This window comes from Cryobacterium sp. TMT2-18-2 (assembly GCF_004402245.1).
Classification (GTDB): domain Bacteria; phylum Actinomycetota; class Actinomycetes; order Actinomycetales; family Microbacteriaceae; genus Cryobacterium; species Cryobacterium sandaracinum.
In genome coordinates this window covers 1-19,935 of record NZ_SOFU01000015.1, presented here as the reverse complement: position 1 = coordinate 19,935, position 19,935 = coordinate 1, and the positions used below count along the sequence as shown (strand labels likewise).

The window sequence follows — 19,935 nt, the reverse complement described above, 5'->3', positions numbered from 1 at the left end:
GGTGGTGAACTCGCTGGGCCAACAGATCGTCGACGGCGGATACCTGACCGGCGACATCCTGAACCTGGACGTGATCAGCGAGGAATTCGCGGTCTCTCGCTCCGTGCTGCGCGAGGCACTGCGGGTGCTGCAGTCGCTGGGTATGGTCGAGCCGCGGCAGCGGGTGGGCACCCAGGTGCTGCCCCGTGCCTCCTGGGACCTGATGCACCCGCAGATCATCTACTGGCGCGGACGCGGCACCGACTATCTCACCCAGATGCGCGAGATGCTGGAACTGCGCCTCGGCATCGAGCCTGTGGCCGCCCGGCTGAGCGCGCGCCTGATGACCGCCGAGCAGCTGGACGCGGTGCGGGCGGCGGCCGAGGGCATGGTCGTGGCTGACCTTGCCGGCGACGGTCGCGGGTTCCTCGAGGCCGACATCGAGTTCCACTCCCTGATCCTGATCGCCTCCGGCAACAGCGTGATGGGGCACTTCGCCGGCACGGTCGCGGCGCTCCTCCGCACGCGCGAGGAGGAGAAGCGCTTCACCATCACCGAGTACACGCCGCCGTCGGCACACCGGCACAATCAGCTGGCCGAGGCGCTGTTCGCGCGCGACGAGGATGCCGCGTACCGCTGGTCGTATGCCACGATCGAGGCCACCCTGACCGAGTTCATCCAGGAATCGGGCCGAGCCGAACGGGGCCTCGGGGCCTGAGGCTGCCGGCCTGACGCGGTGTCCGTTGCCGGGCACCTCGTGCTCAGAGCCGGGCGAGCCGCTCGATGTCCTCCAGGAATTCGCTGGCGACCTGGGCCGACACGGTGGTGCGGGTCGACCGGATCGCGACCAGGTAGTCCTCGGTGCCCGGGCCGCCGGGCGTCGACTCGTCCGCCCCCTCGAACAGTGCGCGTTCCAGCGCCTGCTGGGAGGCGCGCCGGGCGGCGTACTCGATGTCGGCTGGTGAGAACCCGTCGCTCGCGGTGACGAGCGCGCTCAGGTCGACCGTGCTTTTCCTGCCCTTGGGGATGTAGCGCTCCCAGATGGCCTGGCGGGCGGCGACATCCGGAAGCCCGATCGGGATGACGTAGTCGAAGCGTCCGTGCCGGAGGAAGGCGGAATCGAGGGCGCGGATGAAGTTCGTGGCGCAGACCAGGAGCCGGCCGGGCTGCTCGCGGAAGGCGGGAATGATCTTCAGCAGTTCATTGGTGACGCCCTGCAGCGCCGAGGGTGGTTCGCCGCCGCGTTGCGCCGCGATCTCCTCGACCTCGTCGATGAAGACGACCGCGTGCTCCAGCTCGGAGATCTTCAGGAAGGTCTCCCGGAGCGCACCGGCAAGGCCCTTGGGGTCGGTCGCGAGCCGCGAGGGGAAGACCTCGACAAAGGGCCATTCCAGCCGCGACGCGATGGCCTTTGCGAAGGTGGTCTTGCCCGTTCCGGGAGGCCCGAAGAGCACGACAGCCTTCGGTGGCACGACGCCGTACTGTTCGGCCATGTCGGGTTTGGCCAGCGGCATGACGAGCCTTCGTTCGAGCAGCTCCTTTTCGGTGCGCATGCCGCCGACGCCCTCCCAGAGATCGCGCGGCAGGATGCGCCCGCCCAGTTCGCTGAGCGACCGCAGCTCCTCGCGTTGCACCGGGATGTGGCGCTCGAAGTAGCGCAGGTGCTGCTTGACCTCGAAACCCCGCTTCACGAAGGCGTCGACGCGCGTGGCCGATTCGGGCATCAGCGCGGACAGCTTGGTCAACGCGTGCCGGGACATCTTCTTCTCCAGGGCGGCCAGCAGGGCCGTGCCGATGCCGCGGCCCTGGTAGCGCTGCGCGGTGGCGAGGAAGACGACCCAGCCCTGGGCATGGGCGGCGCGGCCCACGGCGGCCCCGACGACCTCGTCGCCGGCAAGGGCGACCACGGCGTCATCCTTCTGGCAGGAGGCCAGCACCTCGGACAGGCCGTAGACGGGCTCCGTCTTGGCGGCCGTGATCTCTTCCCAGAGGCGAAGGATGCCGTCGAGGTCGTCCGAGTGAAAGTCGCGGATCCGCCAACCAGTCATGAGTGCTCCTTCGCGCCGACACGTACGCCTCTCAATCTATGGCACGCGCCCCGTCGAACTAGCGAGCAGCCAAGCGGCGGGCAAGGTAGGGCGCGGTGCGGCTGTGCGGATGCCGTGCGACGGCAGCCGGGGTTCCGGTCGCCACGATCTCGCCGCCCGCATCGCCGCCGGCCGGACCCAGGTCGATCACCCAGTCGGCGGCGGCCACCACGTCGAGGTTGTGCTCGACCACGATCACCGTATTGCCGGCGTCGACCAGGCGGCCCAGCTGGGCCAGGAGGAGGCGGACATCCGCGGGGTGCAGTCCGGTGGTCGGCTCGTCGAGGAGGTACATCGTGTGACCGCGGCGGGCGCGCTGCAGTTCGGTGGCGAGCTTGATGCGCTGCGCCTCGCCACCGGAGAGCTCGGTGGCCGGCTGGCCGAGCCGGAGATAGCCGAGCCCGACCTCACGCAGGGTGGCGAGGCTGCGGGCGGCGGCCGGTACGTCGGCCAGGAAGCCGGCGGCCTCCTCGACGCTCAGGCCGAGCACGTCGGCGATGGACTTGCCCCGATAGGTCACCTGCAGGGTCTCCGGGTTGTAGCGCGAGCCAAGGCAGGCCGGGCAGGGCGTGTAGCTGCCGGGCAGGAAGAGCAGCCCGACGCTCACCGAGCCCTCTCCGAGACAGGTCTCGCAGCGGCCGCCGGGCACGTTGAAGGAAAACCGTCCGGCGCCGTAGCCGCGCTTCCGGGCCTCGTCCGTGGCCGCGAAGGTCGCGCGCACCGCGTCGAAGAGCCCGGTGTAGGTGGCCAGGTTGGAGCGCGGAGTGCGCCCGATCGGCTTCTGGTCCACGCGCACCAGGCGGTCCACGGACTCCAGGCCGGTGATCCGGTCGACCCGCGCCCGCGGCTCGGAGTCGCCGCGTTCGTCGCCGTCGTCGTCAGCGGCGCCTGCGGCGGCGCCTGCAACTGCCGTCGGATCAGAGGCGTCGGCGACGTCGGACTCCGGATGCAGCGCGAGCCGCACGGCATCCGCCAGAACCTGGCTGACCAGGGTGGACTTGCCGGAACCGGACACGCCGGTCACCGCGGTCAGCACACCGAGCGGGAAGCCGGCGTCGACGCCTCGGAGGTTGTGCCGGGTGACCCCGTGCAGGCCCAGCCAGCGTTCCGGTGTGCGCAGCGCCGCGGGCTGGGGCGTGGCTGGCGCGGAAGGCTCCGGCGCGGCCGGGAACAGGAACTGCCGGGTAACCGACTCCGGAACATCGGCCAGACCTGCGATGGGTCCGCTGTAGAGCACGACGCCGCCGCCCGCCCCGGCCAGCGGGCCCACGTCGACGACCCAGTCGGCCCGGCGCACGATGTCCATGTTGTGCTCGACGACGAAGACCGAGTTGCCGGATGCCTTCAGCTGCTCCAGCACGAGCAGCAGTGGTTCGGCGTCGGCCGGGTGCAGCCCGGCCGACGGTTCGTCGAGCACGTAGATCACACCGAACAGACCCGAGCGCAGCTGGGTGGCGATGCGCAGGCGCTGCATCTCGCCGGGGGAGAGGGTGGGCGTCGCGCGCCCGAGGCTCAGGTAGCCGAGGCCCAGTTCGAGCAGCACCTCGATGCGGGCGAGCAGGTCCCGGGTGAGGGTCACGGCGGCCTCCGTGGGCTCCGCGGTGTGCTCGGCGCCGCTCGCCCGGAGCGTCGCGCGCAGCAGCTCGGCGAGCCCGGTCAGCGGCAGCAGGTTGAGCTGGGCGATCGACCGGCCGGCCACCGTGACCGCCAGGGCCGCGGGCGTGAGTCCGCTGCCCCCGCACAGGGGACACGGGCCGGATTCGACGAAACGCAGCGCGCGCTCCCGCTGGCTCTGGCTCTTGGAGTCGGCCAGGGTGTGCAGCACATAGCTCTTCGCGCTCCAGAACCGGCCCTGGTACGGCTTGGCGATGCGGTCGCGCTGCGGGGTGACCTCCACCACGGGCTGTTCCTCAGTGAAGAGGATCCAGTCCCGCGCAGAGCGCGGCAGGCCCTGCCAGGCAGTGTCCACGTCGTAGCCAAGGGTGATCAGGATGTCCCGCAGGTTCTTGCCCTGCCAGGCGCCCGGCCAGGCCGCGATGGCGCCGTCACGGATGCTCAGGGCAGGGTCAGGCACGAGGGTTGCCTCGGTCACGGTATGCGCCGTGCCGAGGCCGTGGCACTGCGGGCAGGCGCCGGCCACGGTGTTGGGGGAGAAGGAGTCGGACTCGAGGCGCGGGGCATCCGCCGGGTACATGCCGGCCCGGGAGTACAGCATCCGCAGCGAGTTGGACAGGGTGGTCAGGGTGCCCACGCTCGAGCGGGAGCTGGGTGCACCTCGGCGCTGCTGCAGGGCCACGGCCGGCGGCAACCCCGTGATCTCGTCAACCTGCGGGGTGTGGCCCTGTTGGATCAGCCGGCGCGCGTAGGGCGCGACGGATTCCAGGAACCGGCGCTGGGCCTCCGCGAAGATGGTGCCGAACGCCAGCGACGACTTTCCGGAGCCGGAGACCCCGGTGAAGGCGACGATGGCGTCCCGGGGAACGTCGACGTCGACGTTCCGGAGGTTGTTCTCCCGAGCCCCGCGCACCTGAACGAAGCCCGCGAACGGCGCGTTCCCCGGTGCGGTCGACGGAGCGTTCCGGGTCGAGGCGGCGGTGTCGGCGTCAGGGCGAGGCGGTTGCATCCGGCTGACTCTAGCCCGAACGTCTGGGCGGATGCCGGGCTGGAGATAGTGGACCTGAGAGGCGACGCGGTATGATTGTTGGATTGCGATCCCGTCCACTGATGGCGGTGGGTCGGTCTTCATCTCGATGCTCAACCGTGACAGATCCCGATGTTCTACCGTGACAATCTCGATCGCTCTTCTATTGGACCAGGCTCAGCGGCGTGCCGTTCAAACCACGTTTGAGACTGAGAGAACCATTGACTGATACATCCGGATCCACCGCTACCCATTACGTTTCCCTGCTGCGTTGGGCGGCCCTGAAGCGGGCGTTCCTGTCCCGCCAGTCCGCTCCGAGCGCCGCCCTCATCGGCGAGAGTCGCTGAATACCATGGCCGACCGCACCACGCCCACCGGTTCAGACGAGCAGGTACCTGCCAACCAGGTCTCGATGCCCCGCTGGGCCGAACTCAAGCGCGCCTACGTCGCGCGGCTTTCGAAGAGCGAGCGCGCCGCACTGGCCGCTGCCGCCGAGCACGCGAACGAACCCCAGGAGTGACCCGGCGGTTCCCCTGAACCGGTGTCGAATTCGTTCGGGCAGTGAGGGCGCGCCGGTCACGGCAGGCGCAGCTGGTCAACGGGCATCGTGACGAGCGGCGCGCGCAATTCCATCAGGTCCCGGGCGTGCTGGTCGAGGCGCTTGTCTTCCGGGGTGATCAGCGTCAGCGGCTCTACCGGCTCGGCGCGCCCGTTCGCGCCGAGTGCGACGAAAATGCTCATGCACTGCGTCGTGAGGTGCAAATCGTGCGGCGTGCGTGGACTGCCCGAGCGCACCCGGATGCTGACGTGCATGCTGTGCTTGCCAGTGTGGATGAGCCGGGCATCCACTTCGACGATGTGCCCGATGTGGATCGGCCGGTAGAAGTGGATGCCGCCCGAGTAGACGGCCACGGCCGCCACGGAACTCCAGGCCGCCGCCGTCGCGAAGGCGGCCTCATCGATCCAGCGCATCACGGTACCGCCGTGGGCGTTGCCGCCCCAGTTCGCATCGGCGGGGTCCGCCAAAAACCGAAACACCGTGCGTGGCGTGGTGCTGTCATCGGTATATTCCTGTGAGCGCATAACAGTCTGGATACGCTTGCGCGGCTCGAGCCGTGCCGTCGCGTTCTCTTGCAGCTCCCGGTCGACGTCGGAGCGGGGCACCCACGAGGGGACTTCTTGCGGCTTCCCGGCATCGTCGACGGCGACGAAAACGAGGATGCAGTGGGTTGCCGGACTGTATTCCCGGGCGCGTACATCCGTGGTCTCGACCGTGACAAGCACATGCATGCTCGTGCGTCCGGTGTGAATGATGCGGGCGTGCACCTCGACCAGGTTGCCGGGCTCTATCGGCCGGGTGAAGTGCACATTGCCGACGTAGGCGGTGACCGTGTCGGATGCGCTCCAGCCCACCGCACAGGCGTAAGCGGCCTTGTCAATCCACTCCAGCACGCTGCCGGCGGCCACGGTCGCGCCCGAAGCGGCGACGTCGGCGGGAACGGCCATGAACCGTAGGGTGATGCGGTCGTCGGGCATGCCCGCATCGAATTGCGGCATCGAACGGACAGGTGTGGCGGTCACGGATACTCCAACGGAAGCAGGTCAGGGACTTCGGTCCAGACTTTCACATCTGGACCGGGGGCGGTGCGGGTCAGCCGTGCGTGCGGCGGTGTTCCTCGAGAACCTCGACGACAAGGTCGTGGTCATCGCGCTGGGCCAGACCGGAGACGCCGACGACACCGATGAGCGAGCCCCGTACGCGCAGGGGGAAGGCGCCGCCATGCGCGGCGTGTGTGTTCGGGTCGAGGTTCGAGTCGGTGCTGAAGTCGCGGGAGTTCGCTCGGAAGCGCGTGCCCACGGCGTAGGAGGAGTTGGCGAAGCGCCGCACCACCCGGAACTTGTTCTCGAGCCAGGCGTCGTTGTCGGCGCAGGCACCGGGCAGGGCGGCATGGAAGACGCGCTGGTCACCGAACATGATCGACACCGCGATCGGATGCCGCCGGGCGTTGCCGAGTTCCACGAGCCGCGACCCGACGGCCCAGGCGTCGCCCACGTCGAAGGAGTCGAACTGAATAACACGTTCCTGCTCGAGAAGCAGCGGGAGAAGGTCTGCGGCGTCGTGCGCGTCGGTCATCGCATGCCTTTCGGGTTGAATGATGAGACAGGGCAGAGGCGCCCGCAGTCAGTCTTCCACTCCCGCGCGCGCAACGGGAGCCGGTGCTGACGCAAACGGGTCGCCAAATATCGATAAGCGTCGATATACTGGGAGGACCGTCATCACGGACAAGTCGTCCCCGCTGGATGCCGGCCTAGGAGATGGTCACCCATGGCACGCATCGAGATTTTCGAACCGGGACTGTGCTGCGGCACAGGCATCTGCGGAGTCGACGTCGACCAGGCGCTGGTCACCTTCTCCGCGGACCTCGATTTCACCCGCGCGAACGGCGGTGACATTGCCCGATTCAACCTGGCCCAGGAGCCCCTCGCCTTCGTGGAGAACGAGGTGGCCCGCCAGTTCCTGCACACCGTCGGCCAGGAGGGCCTGCCCGTCACGCTCGTAGGGGGAGCCACCGTGCTCACCGGCCGCTACCCGACCCGCGCCGAGCTTGCGAACTGGACCGGCGTGGCGGCTGTGGACACCGGCGCGGCCAGTCACCGTGCGGCCGTGCAGCCGGAGGGAGCCGTGCGGCTGCTAGCCATGGCCGGGTCCGGTGACGCCACGGCCACCGAGACCGCCGAAAATACCGCGGGCGCCGATGCCGGCTGCTGCGGCAACGGCGGCTGCTGCTAGGGCCGATCATGACGACCCTGCGCTTCCTCGACGACGCCCCACGTTTCCTCTTCTTCACCGGCAAGGGCGGGGTCGGCAAGACCTCCATCGCGTGCGCGAGCGCGGTGCGTCTGGCCGAGTCTGGGGCATCCGTGCTGCTGGTCAGCACCGATCCGGCCTCCAATGTGGGCCAGGTCTTCGGGGTGACCATCGGCAACACGGTCACGCCGATCGCGGCGGTGCCCGGCCTGTCGGCCCTTGAGATCGACCCCGAGCAGGCGGCCGAGCAGTACCGCGAACGCATCGTCGGCCCGGTGCGCGGCCTGCTGCCGCCCGCCGAGGTGGCCTCGATCGAGGAGCAGCTCTCGGGTGCCTGCACCACCGAGATCGCCTCGTTCAACGAGTTCACCGACCTGCTGACGGATGCCGCGTGGACGGCCGCGTACGACCACATCCTCTTCGACACGGCCCCCACCGGGCACACCATCCGACTGCTGCAGCTGCCCGGGTCGTGGACCGACTTCCTCACCGAGGGCACGGGCGACGCGTCCTGCCTCGGGCCGCTCTCCGGCCTCGAGAAGCAGCGCGCCGTCTATGCCGACGCCGTGGCCGCCCTCGCCGACCCTGCCCGCACCCGGCTGGTGCTCGTGGCGCGCGCCCAGGGCGGCGCCCTGCGGGAGGCCGCCCGCACCCAGGCAGAACTCGCCGCCATCGGCATGAAGCGTCAGCACCTGGTGGTCAACGGCATCCTGCCTGCCGGCCCGGCAACGAATTCTGATGCCGATGCGGGCACGCCCGCCGAGGCCGACCCGCTCTTCGACGCCATCCGGGCGCGCGAACAGCAGGCGCTCGCCGCGATGCCCGCGGGGCTGCGCACCGCGCCCACCGACTACGTGGGCCTGAAGAGCACCAACATGGTCGGCTTGGCCGCGCTCCGCAGCCTGCTCGAGCCTGAAGTCGTCCCGATGCCGGGCACCGGAATCGCCACGGTCGCTCCGGGGGCCCCGCTCTCGGCCCTCGTCGACGAGATCGAGGCCGGCGGCCACGGCCTCGTGATGCTGATGGGCAAGGGCGGTGTGGGCAAGACCACGCTCGCGGCGGCGATCGCCGTCAGCCTCGCCGAACGCGGGCTGCCCGTGCACCTCACCACGACCGACCCGGCCGCGCACCTCGACGACACCCTGGCCGGCGGGCTGGCGAACCTGACCGTGTCCCGGATCGACCCGGCCGTCGAAATCGCCAACTACACCGAGCGGGTCATGCGCACGAAGGGCGCGCACCTCGACGCGCAGGGCCAAGCCATGCTCCGCGAGGACCTGCGTTCGCCGTGCACGGAGGAGATCGCCGTGTTCCAGGCCTTCTCCCGCGTGAGTCGGGAGGCGAAGGGTACCTTCGTCGTGATGGATACCGCGCCCACGGGCCACACCCTGCTGCTGCTGGATGCGACCGGGTCGTACCACCGCGAGGTCACCCGGCAGCTGGGCGACGGCATCCGTCTGACGACGCCGATGATGCGGCTGCAGGACCCGGAGCAGACGAAGGTGATCCTGGTCACCCTCGCCGAAACCACGCCCGTGCTCGAGGCCGCGGAGCTACAGGCCGACCTGGAGCGGGCCGGCATCACCCCGTGGGCGTGGATCGTGAACAACTCGATCGCCGCGGCGGCGCCGACCAACCCACTGCTGCTCGCGCGGGCCCGGAACGAGCTCCCCGAGCTCGAGCACGTGCACGAGAAACGCGCCCCGCGGCTCGCGGTGGTGCCGCTGCTGGCGGAGGAGCCGGTGGGCATTCCGGCGCTGCTCGCGCTCGCCGCGGGGAGGCAGCCCGCGCCGGCATCCGTTCGCTAGCTGGCCGGTCGGCCAGCGCGGTGGTCGGCCAGTGGCCCAGCGCCTGCGTCGGCCGAGTCTGAGGCCAGCTGTGCGGAAAGCGTCCACGCGGTGCGGTCGACTCGGACCTGCCGAGAGTGAATCAACCAATCGTCAGGACTCACCCGGTCAGCGCCCGACCGGCCGGGTCGTGGTGCCGCGCACGGCAGACCAAAGCACGATGGCGCCCGCGAGCACCATGGTGACCAGTCCGAGCCCGGAGTAGCCGATCGCGCTCAGGATCAGGCCGGCCAGGGCTCCGCCGAGGGCACCGGCCCCGTTCATCGACAGGTCGGAGAAACCCTGCAGGGCGGCGCGGTCGTGCACGTCCACCGCCTCGGCGATCAGCGCCGAGCCGGCGACGACGGATGCCGACCAGCCCAGTCCGAGCAGGATCAGCCCCACGGTCATGGCCGTTTGTGACTCCCCGGCCAGCCAGAAGATCGCCAGCGAGGCCAGCAACAGGCCCTGACCGATGAGAATGACGGGCATCCGTCCCAGCCGGTCGGCCATCCAGCCGAAGACGGGCGAGAGCGCGTACATGCCGGCGACGTGGAGGCTGATGGTCAGCCCCACCAGCGTCAGGGTGGCGCCGTGGTCGCGCAGGTGCACCGGGGCCATCGACATCAGGGCGACCATGGTGGCGTGGCTGCAGGCGATCACGATCACCGCGAAGCGGGCCTGCGGGTTGACGCGCACGATGGCCAGGCCGCCGCGGCGCGTGCCGCCGGCGGGGTCGACCTCGCGTGCGGCAAGGGCGGTGAGCAGCGGGTCGGGGCGGAGTCCGACCGTATAGACGACGGCCGCGCCGACCGTGGCGATCAGGGAGAAGGCGAAGGCACCGGTCAGCGGGGGCAGGCCGAGGGCCTTCCCCACGACCTCGCCGGGGCCGAACAGGTTCGGGCCGAGCACGGCGCCGATGGTCGTCGACCAGACCACGATGGACAGGTCGCGCGCCCGGAATTGTGTGCTCGCGAGGTCGGTGGCGGCGAAGCGGGCCTGCAGGTTCGTGGCCGATCCGGCGCCGAGGAGCATCAGTGCCAGCAGGAGCAGCGGGAAGATGTCGACCGCGACCGAGGTGATGGCGAGAACAGCGCCGGAGCCGGCGATGAGCGAGCCGGTCGCGAGGGAGCGGCGGCGACCGCGGCGCTGGGCCAGGCGGGCCAGCGGTACGGCCACGAGGGCGGCGCCGAGGGTGCTCATGGTGGCGGCCATGCCCGACCAGGCGCTGGAGCCGGAGAGCTGCGCGGCCAGCAGAGCGCCGAGGGAGAGCGTGGCGCCCATGCCGATGCCACCGAGGATCTGGCCTGCGATGAGCACCCGCACGACCGTGCGCTGCAGCGGCGTGTGGTCGGCGGGCGTGGGCATGGGGCGGGCGTCCGGGGTCACGGGCGCGGGCGCATCCGGATTGGTGGACATCGGGCTCCCTCGTGGCGTGTGCGCTGGGGTTTCAGTATACCCCAGGGGGTAATTAGGCTTCGACGACGAGCAGGGTGTCGAGGGCGAACGTGGCGGCGCCGCCGTCGCCGGGGGCCTCCGGGTCGGTGGCGAGGTCGCGGCGGATGGTCTCGCAGCGCACGACCCGGGAGGCACCCGGGCTTGCGGGGTCGATGCAGGAACGCAGCAGCTCGGGCGAGTAGAGGATGGCCGGATCGCCGGGTCCGGGAGCCCCGGTCTCGAGGTTGGCCTGGTCGTGCCCGAGCGCGACCAGGTGCCCGCCGGGGGAGAGCCACCCGGCGGCGCGGGCCAGCACGGCGCGCAAGGCGGGCTCGGGCAGGTGCAGGTACATCACGGTGACCAGGTCGAAGCTTGCGCCTGCCGGATCCCAGGTCGTGGCGTCGCCAACCTGCCAGTGCACCGACACGCCTGCCTCGGCGGCGTGCGCTTCGGCCTGGCCGACGGCCTCGGCGGAGAAGTCGACCGCCGTGACCATCCAGCCGTGGCCGGCCAGCCAGATCGCGTTGCGACCGTCGCCGGTGGCCAGGTCCAGCGCACGCCCCGGCGGGAACGGGCTCACGGTGTCCTGCACGATCTGCGCCGGCACCGCGGACCACAGGCGTCCGGCCCGGCCGGCCTGGGCCTCACGGGCGAGGCGGTAGCGGGTGTCCCATTCGGTGGCGTCAATGGTGTGTCCTCTCGGCGGGCATCCGTCGGTGTGAACGGATGCTGCGCGATGGCCAGTTTTGCACGGAAGCGGCGGCTCAGCGGGAGAGCGCTGCCAGCTCGGCCCGAGTGGAGGCACCCACCTTGCGCAGCAGGTTGGCGACGTGGAACTTGACCGTGTTCTCGCTGATCGAGAGCGTCTCGGCGATCGCCCGGTTGCGGGCGCCGGAGGCGACCAGCTCGAGCACGCCCTTCTCGCGCGGGCTGAGACCCCACGCGGCGGCGGCCGTGAGCGGTGCGAGTGGCACGTCGAGGGGGAGGCTGACGGTCATTTCGGATCCCCAGCCGGTCGTCGCCTCCAGCCGCAGCGTGCCGTTCAGTGCGGCCACCCGGCTCGTCAACCGGCTGACGCTCGGGCTGTCCGGGGTGAGGTCGCCGGAGCCGTCGTCGCGGATGTGGATCAAGAGGTTGCTGCCGTCGCAGTCCCAGTGCACGCGCACGCGGGCCACCCCGGCCTGCTCGACCAGAGCCAGGACCGCGCCGCGCACGATGGCCCGGGCGGCGTGGGCCACCTCGCCGGGCAGGGCCCGGCCGTTCACGGGCGGCTCGATGAACTGCACGTCGAGGTCGCCGAAGCGCACGAGCGGGCGCAGGTCGTCGCGCAGGCGTTCGAAGGCCTGAGCAACGGGCTCCTCGGTGAGGGACCGGTCGAGGTCGGAGACGGCGCGCAGCGCAACCATCGCCGTCGCGGCCAGGTCGATCGCGGTTTGCCGGGCCGAGGCGTCGCTCGTGTCCCGGGAGCGGAGCACGGCGAGCAAGGACTCGAGCGTGGTCGCCTGCGTGTCGGTCAGGTCGGCGACGACCCGGGCGCGCTCGGCGGCGGCCGAACGGGAGTCGAACGGCTCGATCGAGGGGGCTGGGCGCTGACTATTCACCTCAGCAGCCTACCGGGGGTGCGTTCAGCCATCCGTTCGGGTAGGTGCGCCGCCCGTTCGGTGGGCCTCCTGCCCGCCCAAAAGAGTGGATCATAAGGGGATGCCTTCTCGCACCGACACCCCCGTGACAGTGACCGAATCGCTCGCCGCCATCGCGGCCGAGAACGCCGGGATCGTGCGCCAGCTCCTGACGACGGCGACCACGAACAGCACTGACGACACGGCCGGCCTCCCGACCCTCGACCAGGCCGCGGCCGTCCTGCGGGGAGCCCGGCGCGTGTTTGTGCTCGGCGCGGGCCGGTCCGGACTGGCTCTGCGCATGACCGCGATGCGGCTGATGCACCTCGGGCTCGACGTGCACGTGGTCGGCGAGGTCACCACCCCGGCGATCGTGGCCGGCGACGTGCTGCTGGTAGCGAGCGGGTCCGGCGCGACGGCCACCGTCGTGCGCGCGGCCGAAACCGCCGCGGCGTCCGGTGCCCGGCTGATCGCGATCACCACCGCACCGGCCTCCCCGCTCGCCGCGTTGGCCGCGGTGACAGTGGTCGTGCCGGCCGCCCAGAAGCAGGACCATGACGAACTCCGGTCGCTGCAGTACTCGGGCGCGCTCTTCGAACAGACCGTCGTCGTGCTCGGCGATGCGATCTTCCACAGCCTGTGGAAGGCATCCGGGGCCACGGCCGATGAGCTGTGGCCGCGCCACGCCAACCTCGAATAACGCTTTTCACTCCTTCAGACCTATCAGGCCTCACCAGAACCTCACCAGAACCGGGAAGAAGACCATCATGAAACTGCAAGTCGCCATGGACGTACTCACCACGGATGCGGCCCTCGAGCTGGCCGCGAAGGTTGCACCCTACGTGGACATCATCGAGCTCGGCACCCCGCTGATCAAGGCGGAGGGCCTGCGTGCCGTGACCGCCATCAAGGCCGCTCACCCCGACAAGACGGTCTTCGCCGACCTCAAAACAATGGATGCCGGTGAGCTCGAGGCCGACCTGGCGTTCACCGCCGGCGCCGACCTGGTGACTGTTCTCGGCACGGCCGGGGACAGTACCATCGTCGGGGCCGTCGCCGCGGCCACGAAGCACGGCAAAGGCGTCGTCGTCGACCTGATCGGCGTCGCCGACAAGGTGACGCGGGCCCGCGAAGTGACAAAGCTCGGTGCCGTCTTCGTCGAGATGCACGCCGGCCTGGACGAGCAGGCGGAGCCCGGCTTCTCGCTCTCGACTTTACTCAACCAGGGTGAGACCGCCCGGGTTCCGTTCTCCCTGGCCGGCGGCGTGAGCGTCGCCACCATTGCCTCCGTGCAGCGTGCCGGGGCCCGGGTCGCCGTCGCCGGCGGCGCCATCTACGGCGCCGAGGACCCGGCCGCCGCGGCGGCCGCCCTGCGCGGCGCCATCATCTAGCCGCCCCGGAGTCCGCGCGGGAGTCCCCGCGGGAGTCCGCGTGGATACGGAAAAAGCACCCTCGTTTCGAGACGAGGGTGCTTTTTCGCGAGGGCAGGGAGAGGGGTGTCAGCCGAGGAGCATCTTGCCGAGCGTGTCAGCGGAGTAGACGGTCGCGGTCGCCTCGGCGGCCTCGGACGGGGAGCCGTAGCCCCACTCCACGAGAATGGCCGGAACGCCGTGGGCGGCCGCACCTTCCGCGTCGTAGCGGCGGTCGCCGACCATGACGGGCTGGCTGAGGTCGGCACCGGCGGCGGCGAGGCGCTCGAGGGCCTCCGCCACGACGTCGGCCTTGGAACTGCGCGTCTCGTTGTCGGTGGAGCCCACGATGGCGGTGAAGTACTTTGCCAGGTCGAAGTGCTCGAGCACCGCGATCGCATTGTGCTGGGTTTTGCTGGTGGCCACGGCCATCGGGATCCTCGCCGCGTGGATGCGCTCGAGGAGCCCGGCGACGCCCGGGAAGATGGCGGTGTCCAGCAAATGCTTGCCTTGGTCGTCGGCGCGGTAGACGGCGACAGCCTCGGCGGCCTCCTCCGGTGTCATGCCGGCGTACTCGCGGAAAGCGGCCAGCAGAGGCGGCCCCACGTAGGCCAGAAGTTCCGCGTCGGCGGGAACCGGGTGGCCCAGGACGGCGAAGGTGCGGGCGAGGGCATTGGTGATGGCCGGGGCGGAATCGGTGATTGTTCCGTCAAGGTCAAAGAGTATGGCACTCCACGTGCGGGTCGATGTCGAAATCACAGGCTAATACTAGGGGTCGGGAGTCGATCTATCGCATGAATTCAAAGATCATGAGGACGATACGCTTTCACTCGGGCCGCCAGGCCCTAAAAGAGTTTCGATTGTGTGTCGTCGAGTCCGCGCATGGCGTCGTAGTCGAGAACGAGGCAACGGATGCCGCGGTCCTCGGCCAGCGTGCGCGCCTGCGGCTTGATGATCTGTGCAGCGAAAACCCCGATTACCGGTGCGAGATGCGGGTCGCGATTCATGAGTTCGAGGTAGCGCGTGAGCTGTTCCACCCCGTCGATGTCGCCGCGCCGTTTCAGCTCCACGGCGACGGATCCGCCCGTGGAGTCGCGCGCCAGGATGTCGACCGGGCCGATCGCCGTCATGTACTCGCGGCGCACCAGGATATGGCCGTCGCCGAGCAGGTGGATGTGCTCGGCCAGCAGCTTCTGCAAATGGGCCTCGACGCCGTCCTTGATCAGTCCGGGGTCGATGCCGAGCTCGTGGGCGGAGTCGTGCAGCACCTCGTAGATGCTGACGATGAGCTGGTCGGCGGTCTTGGCGTGGGTGACCGTCCACACGGCCGTGACGCCGGCATCCGTCTGGTCGTCATCGGGCTCGGACAGCGCCAGGCTGCACGGCGGGCTCATCCAGTTGAGCGGCTTGTAGGAGCCGCCGTCGGAGTGCACGAGCACGCTGCCGTCCGACTTGATCATGAGCAGGCGGGTGGCCAGCGGCAGATGCGCGCTGAGTCTCCCCGCGTAGTCGACGGAACATTTCGCAATCACAAGGCGCACGGTTCGAGCCTAACCGCGCCGCTGGCCCGAACCAATTCGACGGAAATTTGCCGTTTCGGCTCCAATCAGGCCACCCAAAACCGGCCTCCAGCGCCAAAACCTCTGTCGACTTCGTTAGGCGGCGGGGGAGGTGCGCGCGGCGGGGGCGTCGGTGCGCTCGCGCGCGGCGGGGGCGGCCAGGCCCGCCAGAACCATCAGTGCCAGGATCAAGAACAGGGCGTTCAGGATGCCCCAGGCCTCGCCGAGCAGGCCGAGCACGGGTGGGCCCACGAGGAACGCGAAATAGCCGATCATGGCGACGGCGCTCACCCGGGCGGCGGCGTTCTTCGTGTCGTCGGCGGCGGCCGACATGCCCACCGGGAAGCCGAGCGACGCGCCGAGACCCCAGAGCACCGTGCCGGTGTAGAGCAGCCACTCGTTCGGCGCGAGGATGAACAACACCAGGCCCAGGATTCCCAGCGCGGCGCAGGCGCGCAGCACCGGGACCCGCCCGAACCGGTCCAGGATCGGCCCGCCGAACACGCGGCCGACGGTCATCGCCGTCACGAAGACGCCGAAGATGATGGCGCCCTCCGTGTTGCTCAGCCCGTGTCCGTCGACGGCGGCCAGGGCCAGCCAGTCGTTGGCCGAGCCCTCGGCGAAGGTCATGCCCAGCACGATCGTGCCGATCAGGAGGATCCTCGTGTCACCCCACGCGGACAGGCTGACGCGCAGGCGCTCCCGCCAGGGCGGCGCAGGGCGCGGCCCGGCCTCTGCCGTTTCCGGCGCGGCGCCCGGCTCCGACGCCGTTGCCGGCTTGTCGCCGAGCTCCGCTCGCACCGGGATATGCCGCACCCCGGCGACGGCGGTGGCGAGCACGAGAAGCGAAACCCCGGCCAGGTGCCAGAACACCGGCAACGAGGCGAAGGATGCCCCCGCGCCCGCCAGCGCGCCGACCACGGTGCCGAGGCTGAAGCAGGCGTGCATCAGCGGCATCAGCGTCTTGCCGATCGCCCGCTCGGCCGCCGCCCCCTCGACGTTCATCATGACGTCGACCGAGCCCATCCCGAAACCGACCAGGGCCAGCCCGGCGAAGACCAGCTCGGTGGACCCCAGCAGACTCGTGCCGACCCCGGCCGTGATGAGCCCGACCGAGGAGATCGCTACGCCGAGAACCACGGCGCGCCGGGCGCCGAGGCGGGCGAGCAGCCCGACCGCCGCCACCAGGCCGATCACCGACCCGGCCGAGAGACCGAAGATGACGATGCCCACCTGCGCGGTCGAGAGCTCGAGGCCGTCTCGCACGGCCGGGATGCGGGACATCCAGGTAGCCAGTGCGAGTCCGGAAATGAAGAAGAGTGCGAACACGGCGTTCCGCCAGGCGTGCAGCCCGGGGCGTGCGGTTGGGGTGGCGGAGGTTCCGACGTCGCGGGCGGTGTGGGTCACACCCTCCACGTTATCCGAAACGCAATCTGCCGCACGTCGGGGGACGTCAGGGGGCGACAGAACGGGGTGTACCGCACCCCGCCGCAGTCGCCGCCGCCACCCTGCTGGGCATCCCCGCCGAGCACAAGACGGTGCCGTGGTTCTGGTCCGACCAGGCCGATCTGGAACTGCAGATCGCCGGGCTCTCCGGCGGCCATGACCGGGTCGTGCTGCGCGGCGACCCCGACTCGGAGAAGTTCTCCGTGCTCTACTACCGCGGCGGCACGCTGATCGCCGCGGACTGCATCAACAACCCGCTCGACTTCATGGCCGTGTGGGACGCCCTGCACAAGGGCCAGCCCGTTCCGGCCGATGCCGCCTCCGACACCTCCTTCACCCTCAAAAAGCTCGCCACCGGTGCCCCGGCGCTCTCCGAGAAAGTGACAACGCCATGATCCTGTAGACCGAACACCCGATCGACACCTCCCGGATCAGCGTCACCGACACCTCCCCGACCGACCTCGACCTGCTCTGGCGGGCCGTCGCACGGGAGATGCGCACGCGCGGCAACGACATCCACATCCCGATGTCGTTCGCCTTCGCCGAGCGCCGCTGCGACGCCTACCCGGAGGCCGATTCCCTGGTGGCGCGGGTCGCCATCCTGCTGCACGACACCGGCTGGGCCTGCGTCGACGAGATCAAGATCATCTCGGAGGGCTTCGGCACGAACTGGCGCCAGGCGCAGATCCGGTTCGAACACGAGATCACGGGCTGCGAGATCGCCCGCGAGGTGCTGCCCGGCCTCGGCTACGACGACGCGTTCATCACCCGGGTGACCGACATCATCGATGGGCACGACACCCGCCCGGTGTCGCACTCGATCGAAGACTCGCTGGTGCGGGACGCCGACCGGCTCTGGCGCTTCACCCCGGCCGGCATCGCCCTGGCCTCGAGCTGGTTCGTCCAGACGCCGTCGTTCTACTGCCGCCGGCTGCGCGCGGAGATCCTGCCGGAGCTGATCACCGCCGCCGGGCTCGAGATGGTGACGGTCGAACTCGACCGGGCCGAGGCGCTGCTCAAGGTTTCGGTGCTCTGATGGAGACGGCGTTCGCGACCGTTCCGTACACCCACACGGACGACCTGTTCATCGACGGCGCGGCCCGCCGGGCCTTCACCGGTAGCGGCTGGCGCGACCTGGCCCCCTCCGAACGAGCGGTCTACCTGAGGCGGCTGGCCGACGAGGTCGAGAAGCGCAGCGAGGCGATCTCGCACACCCACACCTGGGAGAACGGGTCGCCGGTATACGAGACCAGCCGTGCCGCCTCGAATGCGGCCGCCATCTTCCGCTACTTCGCCACCCTCGCGCCACACCTGGAGGCGCACGATGTGCGCCCGTTCCCCGACGGCTCCGCCGAGACCGTGGTGCGCCAGGACCCGGTCGGGGTCTGTGCCCTGATCGCGCCGTGGAACTTCCAGCCGGCGTCGCCGACCCCCCTCTCGATCCGCCAGATCGCGGATGCCGTCGTCGCCGCCGGTATTCCGGCGGTCGTGGTCAACGTTGTCACCGGTAACAGCGCCGTCGGGGACGCCCTCGTGCGGCACACGGGCATCGACAAGGTGGCGTTCACCGGGGCCACCCCGGTGGGCCGTTCGAACGGTGCGGCCTGCGGCGAGCTGTTGCGCCCGGCAACCCTGGGGCTTGGCGGCAAGTCGTCGGCCCTGGTGCTGCCCGACGCCGACCTGGCACAGATGGCGAAAGTGCTGATCCGCACCTGCATGCGCAACACGGGGCAGACCTGTTGCGTCTCGACCCGTATCCTCGCCCCGCGGGGCCGCTACGACGACTTGGTGGACATGGTCACTGCCACCATCGCGGCCGCGCCCCAAGGTGACCCGATGGATCCGGCGACCGTGTTCGGGCCGAGCGCAACCGCCGCGCAGCGGGACACGGTGCGCGGCTTTATCCGGTCGGGCCTGGCGGAGGGTGCCCGCGCCACGCCCGGCGGCGACGTGCCCAGCGGGTTCGACCGGGGCTTCTACGTCACGCCGACCGTGTTCGCCGACGTGACGCCCGGCATGCGGATCGCCCGGGAGGAGATCTTCGGGTCGGTGCTGTCGATTTTGCGCTACGACAGCGTCGAGGAGGCCGTCGGGATCGCCAACAACACGGCCTTCGGCCTCGGAGGAACGGTCTTCTCCGCAGACGAGGATGCCGCCCCGTTCGCGGGGCGGCATGGCTCAGGGCTCGGCGTCGAATTCGGCCTGGAGGAGCGCGGCAGGGTCAGAGCCGCACTTGCGGGGGCAGGGCGGCGATGAGCGGGTGGTCCTTCTGGAACACGCCGGACTTCGCGGCCCCGCCGGGCGAGCCGATGTCGTCGAAGAACTCGACATTGGCCTTGTAGTAGTCGGCCCACTTCTCGGGCAGGTCGTCCTCGTAGTAGATGGCCTCGACCGGGCAAACGGGTTCGCAGGCGCCGCAGTCGATGCACTCGTCGGGGTGGATATAGAGGGAGCGGTCCCCCTCGTAGATGCAGTCGACCGGGCACTCGTCTACGCAGGCGCGGTCCTTCACGTCGACGCAGGGCAGGGCGATCACATAGGTCATCGGCGCACCTCGGTCAGAGGAAGCCGATGGGTGGCAACGGGCTGGTTAGACGTTGAATCCAAGGGCGCTCATCATCTCCCGGCCGTCGTCGGTGATCTTGTCGATGCCCCACGGCGGCATCCAGACCCAGTTGATGCGGAACTGGTCGACGATGCCGTCCAGGTTGACGCCGATCTCCTGCTCGAGCATCTCGGTCAGCGGGCAGCCGGCCGAGGTCAGGGTCATGTGGATGATCAGGGCGTCGTTCTCATCGTCCCAGCCCAGGTCGTAGATCAGGCCGAGGTCGACGATGTTGATGCCGAGTTCCGGGTCGATCACATCCTTGAGGGCCTCCTGGATGGCATCGAACCGCGCCGCGCCCAGGGTCGATTCCGCCGGTTGCAGTGCAGTTGTCCCGAGGCTCATCGGGCGACCTCGGCGCTCTGGAAGCGATCGTAGCCCTCGTCTTCGAGGCGGTCGGCGAGTTCGGGGCCGCCCTGTTCGGCGATGCGGCCGTCGACGAAGACGTGCACGAAGTCCGGCTTGATGTAGCGCAGGATGCGGGTGTAGTGCGTGATCAGGAGCAGACCCAGGCCGGT

Annotated in this window: 22 protein-coding genes and 1 pseudogene; 10 read left to right on the top strand and 13 right to left on the bottom strand. The window is 70.0% G+C overall.

Annotated features, from left to right (window positions below; translation table 11 throughout):
* The first annotated feature begins 1 nt into the window (after position 1).
* Positions 2-697 carry a FadR/GntR family transcriptional regulator gene (locus E3O22_RS05190; protein WP_166784567.1) on the top strand — a complete coding sequence of 232 codons (696 nt, stop codon included), beginning with the start codon at positions 2-4 and terminating at the stop codon, positions 695-697.
* A gap of 43 nt (positions 698-740) precedes the next feature.
* On the opposite strand, the gene E3O22_RS05185 is transcribed toward E3O22_RS05190, so the two are convergent.
* Together E3O22_RS05185 and E3O22_RS05180 are read right to left on the bottom strand one after the other, a co-directional pair.
* Positions 741-2,027, bottom strand: a complete 1,287-nt coding sequence (locus E3O22_RS05185; RefSeq protein WP_134394309.1) for an ATP-binding protein — start codon at positions 2,025-2,027, stop codon at positions 741-743.
* A gap of 58 nt (positions 2,028-2,085) precedes the next feature.
* A complete protein-coding gene (locus E3O22_RS05180) occupies positions 2,086-4,689 on the bottom strand; it encodes an excinuclease ABC subunit UvrA (RefSeq protein ID WP_134394310.1) in 2,604 nt (867 codons plus the stop codon).
* A gap of 239 nt (positions 4,690-4,928) precedes the next feature.
* Between E3O22_RS05180 and E3O22_RS16555 the strand changes: the two genes are divergently transcribed.
* Both E3O22_RS16555 and E3O22_RS15855 read left to right on the top strand, forming a co-directional pair.
* Positions 4,929-5,054 carry a hypothetical protein gene (locus E3O22_RS16555; protein WP_255570041.1) on the top strand — a complete coding sequence of 42 codons (126 nt, stop codon included), beginning with the start codon at positions 4,929-4,931 and terminating at the stop codon, positions 5,052-5,054.
* Between the two features lie 5 nt (positions 5,055-5,059).
* On the top strand, positions 5,060-5,227 hold the full coding sequence (locus E3O22_RS15855; protein WP_166784566.1) for a hypothetical protein: 168 nt from the start codon (positions 5,060-5,062) through the stop codon (positions 5,225-5,227).
* Positions 5,228-5,283: 56 nt separating this feature from the next.
* On the opposite strand, the gene E3O22_RS05175 is transcribed toward E3O22_RS15855, so the two are convergent.
* Together E3O22_RS05175 and E3O22_RS05170 are read right to left on the bottom strand one after the other, a co-directional pair.
* Positions 5,284-6,288, bottom strand: a complete 1,005-nt coding sequence (locus tag E3O22_RS05175; RefSeq protein WP_241973504.1) for an acyl-CoA thioesterase — start codon at positions 6,286-6,288, stop codon at positions 5,284-5,286.
* Positions 6,289-6,358: 70 nt separating this feature from the next.
* Positions 6,359-6,841 (bottom strand): heme-degrading domain-containing protein, encoded by a 483-nt coding sequence (locus E3O22_RS05170; protein ID WP_134394311.1) that lies wholly within the window; start codon positions 6,839-6,841, stop codon positions 6,359-6,361.
* A 192-nt stretch (positions 6,842-7,033) separates the two neighbouring features.
* Here E3O22_RS05170 and arsD point away from each other — a divergent pair, with 192 nt between their 5' ends.
* Together arsD and arsA are read left to right on the top strand one after the other, a co-directional pair.
* Positions 7,034-7,498 (top strand): arsenite efflux transporter metallochaperone ArsD, encoded by a 465-nt coding sequence (gene arsD, locus E3O22_RS05165; protein WP_134394312.1) that lies wholly within the window; start codon positions 7,034-7,036, stop codon positions 7,496-7,498.
* 17 nt (positions 7,499-7,515) lie between these two features.
* Positions 7,516-9,324 (top strand): arsenical pump-driving ATPase, encoded by a 1,809-nt coding sequence (gene arsA / locus E3O22_RS05160; protein WP_134394327.1) that lies wholly within the window; start codon positions 7,516-7,518, stop codon positions 9,322-9,324.
* A gap of 147 nt (positions 9,325-9,471) precedes the next feature.
* On the opposite strand, the gene E3O22_RS05155 is transcribed toward arsA, so the two are convergent.
* Genes E3O22_RS05155 through E3O22_RS05145 form a run of 3 tightly spaced genes read right to left on the bottom strand, consistent with a single transcriptional unit; the run spans position 9,472 to position 12,380 of the window.
* A complete protein-coding gene (locus E3O22_RS05155; RefSeq protein ID WP_134394313.1) occupies positions 9,472-10,761 on the bottom strand; it encodes an MFS transporter in 1,290 nt (429 codons plus the stop codon).
* Between the two features lie 52 nt (positions 10,762-10,813).
* Entirely contained in the window at positions 10,814-11,584 is a 771-nt protein-coding gene (locus E3O22_RS05150; protein WP_134394314.1) for a bifunctional 2-polyprenyl-6-hydroxyphenol methylase/3-demethylubiquinol 3-O-methyltransferase UbiG, read from the bottom strand.
* Positions 11,544-12,380, bottom strand: a complete 837-nt coding sequence (locus tag E3O22_RS05145; RefSeq protein ID WP_134394315.1) for a LuxR C-terminal-related transcriptional regulator — start codon at positions 12,378-12,380, stop codon at positions 11,544-11,546. Before E3O22_RS05145 ends, E3O22_RS05150 begins: the two co-directional genes overlap by 41 nt.
* Before the next feature lie 100 nt (positions 12,381-12,480).
* Between E3O22_RS05145 and hxlB the strand changes: the two genes are divergently transcribed.
* Positions 12,481-13,098: a 6-phospho-3-hexuloisomerase gene (gene hxlB / locus E3O22_RS05140; RefSeq protein ID WP_134394316.1), complete on the top strand. Its 618-nt coding sequence runs from the start codon at positions 12,481-12,483 to the stop codon at positions 13,096-13,098.
* Positions 13,099-13,165: 67 nt separating this feature from the next.
* Positions 13,166-13,789 carry a 3-hexulose-6-phosphate synthase gene (gene hxlA / locus E3O22_RS05135; RefSeq protein WP_134394317.1) on the top strand — a complete coding sequence of 208 codons (624 nt, stop codon included), beginning with the start codon at positions 13,166-13,168 and terminating at the stop codon, positions 13,787-13,789.
* A gap of 108 nt (positions 13,790-13,897) precedes the next feature.
* Here the strand turns inward: hxlA and E3O22_RS05130 are convergent, their stop codons facing one another.
* From E3O22_RS05130 to E3O22_RS05120, 3 genes are all read right to left on the bottom strand, one after another.
* On the bottom strand, positions 13,898-14,566 hold the full coding sequence (locus tag E3O22_RS05130; RefSeq protein WP_134394318.1) for an HAD hydrolase-like protein: 669 nt from the start codon (positions 14,564-14,566) through the stop codon (positions 13,898-13,900).
* A gap of 86 nt (positions 14,567-14,652) precedes the next feature.
* Positions 14,653-15,348 carry an endonuclease NucS gene (gene nucS / locus E3O22_RS05125; RefSeq protein WP_134394319.1) on the bottom strand — a complete coding sequence of 232 codons (696 nt, stop codon included), beginning with the start codon at positions 15,346-15,348 and terminating at the stop codon, positions 14,653-14,655.
* Positions 15,349-15,462: 114 nt separating this feature from the next.
* Positions 15,463-16,773 carry an MFS transporter gene (locus E3O22_RS05120; RefSeq protein ID WP_241976525.1) on the bottom strand — a complete coding sequence of 437 codons (1,311 nt, stop codon included), beginning with the start codon at positions 16,771-16,773 and terminating at the stop codon, positions 15,463-15,465.
* 131 nt (positions 16,774-16,904) lie between these two features.
* On the opposite strand from E3O22_RS05120, the gene E3O22_RS16270 reads away from it, so the two are divergent.
* The 3 genes from E3O22_RS16270 (at position 16,905) to E3O22_RS05105 (ending at position 19,068) form a co-directional block, all read left to right on the top strand.
* On the top strand, positions 16,905-17,207 hold the full coding sequence (locus E3O22_RS16270) for an oxidoreductase C-terminal domain-containing protein (RefSeq protein WP_241976524.1): 303 nt from the start codon (positions 16,905-16,907) through the stop codon (positions 17,205-17,207).
* Between the two features lie 98 nt (positions 17,208-17,305).
* Positions 17,306-17,848 carry an HD domain-containing protein gene (locus tag E3O22_RS05110; RefSeq protein ID WP_134394321.1) on the top strand — a complete coding sequence of 181 codons (543 nt, stop codon included), beginning with the start codon at positions 17,306-17,308 and terminating at the stop codon, positions 17,846-17,848.
* Positions 17,848-19,068 carry an aldehyde dehydrogenase family protein gene (locus tag E3O22_RS05105; RefSeq protein WP_134394322.1) on the top strand — a complete coding sequence of 407 codons (1,221 nt, stop codon included), beginning with the start codon at positions 17,848-17,850 and terminating at the stop codon, positions 19,066-19,068. Before E3O22_RS05110 ends, E3O22_RS05105 begins: the two co-directional genes overlap by 1 nt.
* Here the strand turns inward: E3O22_RS05105 and fdxA are convergent.
* The 3 genes and pseudogenes from fdxA to sufC all read right to left on the bottom strand — a co-directional run.
* Positions 19,034-19,357 (bottom strand): ferredoxin, encoded by a 324-nt coding sequence (gene fdxA, locus E3O22_RS05100; RefSeq protein WP_134394323.1) that lies wholly within the window; start codon positions 19,355-19,357, stop codon positions 19,034-19,036. The two genes, E3O22_RS05105 and fdxA, sit on opposite strands and share 35 nt — an antisense overlap.
* A gap of 45 nt (positions 19,358-19,402) precedes the next feature.
* Positions 19,403-19,762 carry a metal-sulfur cluster assembly factor gene (locus E3O22_RS05095; protein WP_134394324.1) on the bottom strand — a complete coding sequence of 120 codons (360 nt, stop codon included), beginning with the start codon at positions 19,760-19,762 and terminating at the stop codon, positions 19,403-19,405.
* Positions 19,759-19,935: pseudogene (gene sufC, locus E3O22_RS16265) on the bottom strand (Fe-S cluster assembly ATPase SufC); the annotation flags it as partial. The pseudogene sufC and the gene E3O22_RS05095, both read right to left, overlap by 4 nt.